This window comes from Methanobrevibacter sp. (assembly GCF_045603845.1).
Classification (GTDB): Archaea; Methanobacteriota; Methanobacteria; order Methanobacteriales; family Methanobacteriaceae; genus Methanocatella.
Window position 1 is genome coordinate 1 of sequence record NZ_JAZUMY010000016.1, and the last position, 4,759, is coordinate 4,759.

At 34.6% G+C, this 4,759-nt stretch carries 7 protein-coding genes and 1 pseudogene; 4 read left to right on the top strand and 4 right to left on the bottom strand.

Annotation, left to right across the window (positions count from 1 at the left end; translation table 11 throughout):
* From ACKI2W_RS01835 to ACKI2W_RS01850, 4 genes and pseudogenes are all read left to right on the top strand, one after another.
* A pseudogene (locus tag ACKI2W_RS01835) lies at nt 1–234 on the top strand (ferredoxin); the annotation flags it as partial.
* A gap of 10 nt (nt 235–244) precedes the next feature.
* Entirely contained in the window at nt 245–472 is a 228-nt protein-coding gene (locus tag ACKI2W_RS01840; RefSeq protein ID WP_296795286.1) for a 4Fe-4S binding protein, read from the top strand.
* Between the two features lie 71 nt (nt 473–543).
* Nucleotides 544–1,386 (top strand): fumarate hydratase, encoded by an 843-nt coding sequence (locus ACKI2W_RS01845; RefSeq protein ID WP_407378833.1) that lies wholly within the window; start codon nt 544–546, stop codon nt 1,384–1,386.
* 23 nt (nt 1,387–1,409) lie between these two features.
* A complete protein-coding gene (locus tag ACKI2W_RS01850) occupies nt 1,410–1,868 on the top strand; it encodes a hypothetical protein (protein WP_407378834.1) in 459 nt (152 codons plus the stop codon).
* On the opposite strand, the gene pstB is transcribed toward ACKI2W_RS01850, so the two are convergent.
* The 4 genes from pstB to ACKI2W_RS01870 all read right to left on the bottom strand — a co-directional run.
* Nucleotides 1,865–2,614 carry a phosphate ABC transporter ATP-binding protein PstB gene (pstB, locus tag ACKI2W_RS01855; RefSeq protein ID WP_407378835.1) on the bottom strand — a complete coding sequence of 250 codons (750 nt, stop codon included), beginning with the start codon at nt 2,612–2,614 and terminating at the stop codon, nt 1,865–1,867. The genes ACKI2W_RS01850 and pstB overlap by 4 nt on opposite strands.
* Entirely contained in the window at nt 2,614–3,435 is an 822-nt protein-coding gene (pstA, locus tag ACKI2W_RS01860) for a phosphate ABC transporter permease PstA (RefSeq protein ID WP_407378836.1), read from the bottom strand. Before pstA ends, pstB begins: the two co-directional genes overlap by 1 nt.
* 1 nt (nt 3,436) lies before the next feature.
* Nucleotides 3,437–4,309, bottom strand: a complete 873-nt coding sequence (gene pstC, locus ACKI2W_RS01865; RefSeq protein WP_407378837.1) for a phosphate ABC transporter permease subunit PstC — start codon at nt 4,307–4,309, stop codon at nt 3,437–3,439.
* The coding region (locus ACKI2W_RS01870; RefSeq protein ID WP_407378838.1) for a substrate-binding domain-containing protein at nt 4,281–4,759 on the bottom strand (479 nt) is incomplete at its 5' end. The genes ACKI2W_RS01870 and pstC, both read right to left, overlap by 29 nt.

The window sequence follows — 4,759 nt, forward strand, 5'->3', positions numbered from 1 at the left end:
GCAAGCATTGCTGAGAAATGTGACTTATGTGCTGACAGGGAAGAAGGTCCTGCTTGTATTAAAGCATGTACCAAAAGAGCCATTACTGTTGCAGATCCCGCTAAAATCAAAGCCAGAAACCAACAAAAATTCTTGTCAAAACTTGCTGGTATCTATGAGCCAGATAATAAAAAAGGCGGATTTGTCCACGTAATTACAAGTCAAGCAAGAGCCAGATTAGCTCTCGAGGAATAGGAATATTTCTATGAACTGTTTAAATTGTACAACTTGTGAAAGTGATTGTCAACTTAAAGAAGTTGACACACCTTCCTTATTTTGTATGAACTGCCAACCATCAGAAGCACCATGTTTAAAAGAATGCCCTAATAATGCCATTGAAGTGTTGGGCGGAGCTATAACCATCAATGAAGAGAAATGCGACAGATGCAAACAGTGCGTTGACGTTTGCCCTATTGGAGCAATCCACATTTAACTAATTTTAACAATATTTATTATCTTTAAAATGAAAAAATAGTATTAACTAAATTTTACAGGGTTATTATTTTGATTACTAAAGATGTTATTAGGGATAAAGTTTATGAACTTTACAGGCAAGCAGTTATCGTTCTTGGTGATGATGTAAAAAAATCACTTGAAGATGCTCTTAAAGTTGAAGAACATGACTTGGCCAGGTTAAATATTGAAGCTATTTTGAAAAATATTGAACTTGCCGAAGAAAAGGGAATTCCGATGTGCCAAGATACAGGCCTGCCTGTTGTTTTTGTGAAACTTGGTAATGTTGAAGTGGAAAATCTTCGTGAAGGAATTGAAGAGGGTATAAAAAAAGCAACAAGTGACGTTCCAATCAGACCAAATATCGTGGATCCGTTAACACGTGAAAATACCAACATTAACGTGGGAGATTACATCCCTCCAATCGATATTGAGTTAATAGATGAAGATTATCTTGAAATTACAATCTTACCTAAAGGATTCGGTTCAGAAAACAATAATGCATTGAAAATGGCGTTGCCTGCTGAAGGAATTGAAGGAATCAAAGAGTTTGTTGTGGAATCCGTTTTAAAAGCAAAAGGAAAACCATGTCCACCAACTGTTGTAGGAGTAGGTATTGGAGGAACTTCCGATTTATGTTTGAAACTTGGTAAAAAAGCTTTGCTTGGAAAAGTGGGTGAAAGAAATCCGGACCCTGAAATAGCCAAATTAGAAGAAGAAATTTTGGACGAAATCAATGCATCCGGAATTGGACCTATGGGTCTTGGCGGCAAAACAACCACTTTGGATGTGAAAATACTGAAAGCACATACCCATACAGCAGGATTGCCTATTGGAGTTTGCATACAATGCTGGGCCGACAGGCATGCTACCGGAAGAATATATGATGAATAGTAGCTTTAATTAAGGGCGTGTTGATGCATTTTGGATTTTCATATATTGCAGTGATATTTTTAATAATGCTTTTCGTTCCAAACATCATTTGGACAGGCAACAAACCTTCAAATTATGAAAAATATGCTGAAAACGAAAGTAAGATATTGTCAGTCATTGAAAGAATTGGTCAAGTGCTCGTTGTCTGTTCCTCACTGTTTTTTACTGATGAAAACATTGGATTATCATTATGGTTAATCTTAGCATTCCTGTTTATGATACTTTATGAAATTTATTGGATCAGATATTTCAGAAGCCCAAAAAGAATGCAGGATATGTATTCCAACTTTTTAGGAATTCCCGTGGCGGGAGCAACACTGCCCGTTTTGGGATTTCTATTTTTAGGAATACATGAGCAGAATATATTATTAATAGTATCTTCACTAATTCTGGCAGTCGGACATGTTGGAATACACTTATCTTACCAAAAGAATTTGAATTAACCGAACCTCCCCGCAATATAATTTTCCGTTTTTTCACATTTTGGATTTGAAAAAACATGTTCAGTTCTTCCGCTTTCAATCAACTCACCATCCAAGAAGAATGAGGTGTAATCAGAAACCCTGCGAGCTTGTTGCATATTATGAGTCACTAAAACAATCGTATACTCATCTTTCAACTCATTAATCAAATCTTCAACTTTTAGAGTGGATAACGGGTCAAGTGCAGAGCACGGCTCATCCATCAAAATGACCTCAGGATTGATGGCGATTGCTCTTGCAATGCATAATCTCTGCTGTTGACCTCCAGATAGCTTGAAAGCAGATTCATATAGCTTATCTTTAACTTCATCCAATAATCCAACTGAATTTAGACTATCCAAAACAGTATTTTTAATATATGCTGAATTTTCACATCCTGCAATTTTTAATCCATAGGCCACATTATCGAAAATAGATTTGGCGAAAGGATTTGCCTTTTGAAAGACCATGCCAACCCTTTTTCTCAAAGCGACAATGTCAATGTCATCATCATAAATATTTTTACCGTCAAGCAGAATCTTTCCACTAGCTTTAAAACTTTTTACAAGGTCATTCATGCGATTAATTGACTTGATGAATGTTGATTTCCCGCAGCCTGACGGACCAATGATTGCATGAATGGAATTTCTTTTAATATCCATGTTGATGTTATTTAGTATATTCCTACCGTCAAGACTTACATTAAAATCCTTTACATTAATTTTCATCATAATCCCTCCATTTTATTCTGGTATTTATCTAAACAGTAATTACTGAAAACAGTGATTATCAGCACAATCATTATTAAAATTGAAGCTGTTGCATATGCATTATCCAATGATACCCCTTCACTGGCCAAAATATATAAATGAAGAGGCAACGGCCTGCCAGCGTCAAAAATGGATAATGGAACCTTGAACGTTGATCCAACCACATACATGACTGCTGCGGCTTCTGAAATTGCTCTTGTTAACGCCAATATAATTCCCGTAAAAATGCCTGAAATAGATGAAGGCAAAATTACTGAAGTTATCATTTGCCATTTGCTTGCCCCCAATCCGAAACTGGCCTCAATTAATTCATTTGGAACAGAGTTAATGCTGATTTCAGATACTTGATATATGGTCGGAATAGACATCATAGCCAAAACCAGTGAAGCAGTAAACAATGACCAATCCAGCTTTAAAAACATGATTAGAAAGGCAAATCCGAACAAACCATAAATAATTGACGGGATTGCAGATAATGTCTGGGAACAGAACCTCAAAATATTAATAAATGCGCTGCTTTTACAGTACTGTGTCGTGTAAATGGCGGAAGCAACACCAACAGGAACCGCAATTAATGCTGTTAAAAGCACCAGATATATGCTTGAAATTATCATTGGAAATATTCCGCCGGATTTTCCAGAATCAATCGGATTAGAAAATATAAATTCAAAATTTATAAATGGAATGCCTTTAATTAAAATATATAAAACAATTACAAGAAGAATTGATACTGTAATCATTCCTGATGATGTGAAAATTAATTTTTTCATTAAATCCATATTAACAACCCCATTTATGTTGAATGCAAAACGTTAAAGCCATCAAAATTACAATAATTACGAATAATACAACTCCATTAACAAACAGCATATTATAATGAATATCCATTGCATAACCCATTTCCAGAGCAATATTTGATGTTAATGTCCTTGCAGAGTCCAAAACTGAAGAAGGTATTTGATTAACATTACCTATGACCATCAAAACAGCTAATGTTTCACCAATCGCTCGGCCTAAACCTAAAATTATCCCAGTTAAAATTCCCGGCAATGCAGATGGCAGAATGATTTTATAAATCGTTTGAAAATGTGTGGAACCCAATGCAAATGATGCCTGCTTGTATTCAAAAGGAACATTTGCGATTGCATCCTGAGATAATGTGATTACTGTAGGCAAAATCATTATTGAAAGAACAATTGAAGCTGCAAGAACACTGAATCCATCACCACCAATATAATCCCTAATCAGAGGTATTAAAACCGTTAATCCAAAAAATCCATAAACCACTGATGGGATTCCTGCCAATGTTTGAATTACTGGCTTAAATAGTTTTTTTATTCTGATTGACGATAATTCTTCAATATAAATAGCTGTGGCTAGTGATAATGGTACAGAAATCACTAATGCCAAAAAACTCACCAGTAAAGAAGATACAATCATTGGAATTATGCCAAATAAATTCAAATCAGGAATCCAATGCATATCTGAAAATATTTTAATTAATCCAAATTGATTGAATGCAGGAATTGCTTCATACAGTAAAAAAATTATTATTAAAGCAATAATAACAAATAAGAACAATGTTAATGACAACAATCCTCTTTCAATGAACTTTTCATTCACTTCAAACACTCCTGATGATTTTATTTTCATCCAAAATCTCTCTGGCTTCGTTGCTATTAAGCCAACTGATAAATTCCATAGTTTCATTAGATGGATTATTCTCTAAAAGAAGTAAAAAAGGTCTTTGAAGAGAATATGACCCATCAGCTATTGATTCTTCAGTTGGATAAATTCCTTCAATGCTTAAAGCATTAATATCATCATCCAGATAAGAAAATGAAACAATACCTATGGATGATTCATCCTGTTCAATAGCTTGTTTGATTGACCCCTGTGAATTGAAAACTATTGCATCATTTAAAATTGGAGTTTTATTCATTACTGATGTTTTAAATGCATCCAATGTACCTGACCCCTGCTCTCGAACAAAAACATTAATTTTTTTATTTTCACCTCCCACATGATTCCAGTTTGTTATATTGCCCGAAAAAATCCCTTTAATTTCATCGGTTGTTAAATCACTAACATTATTTGAAGGAT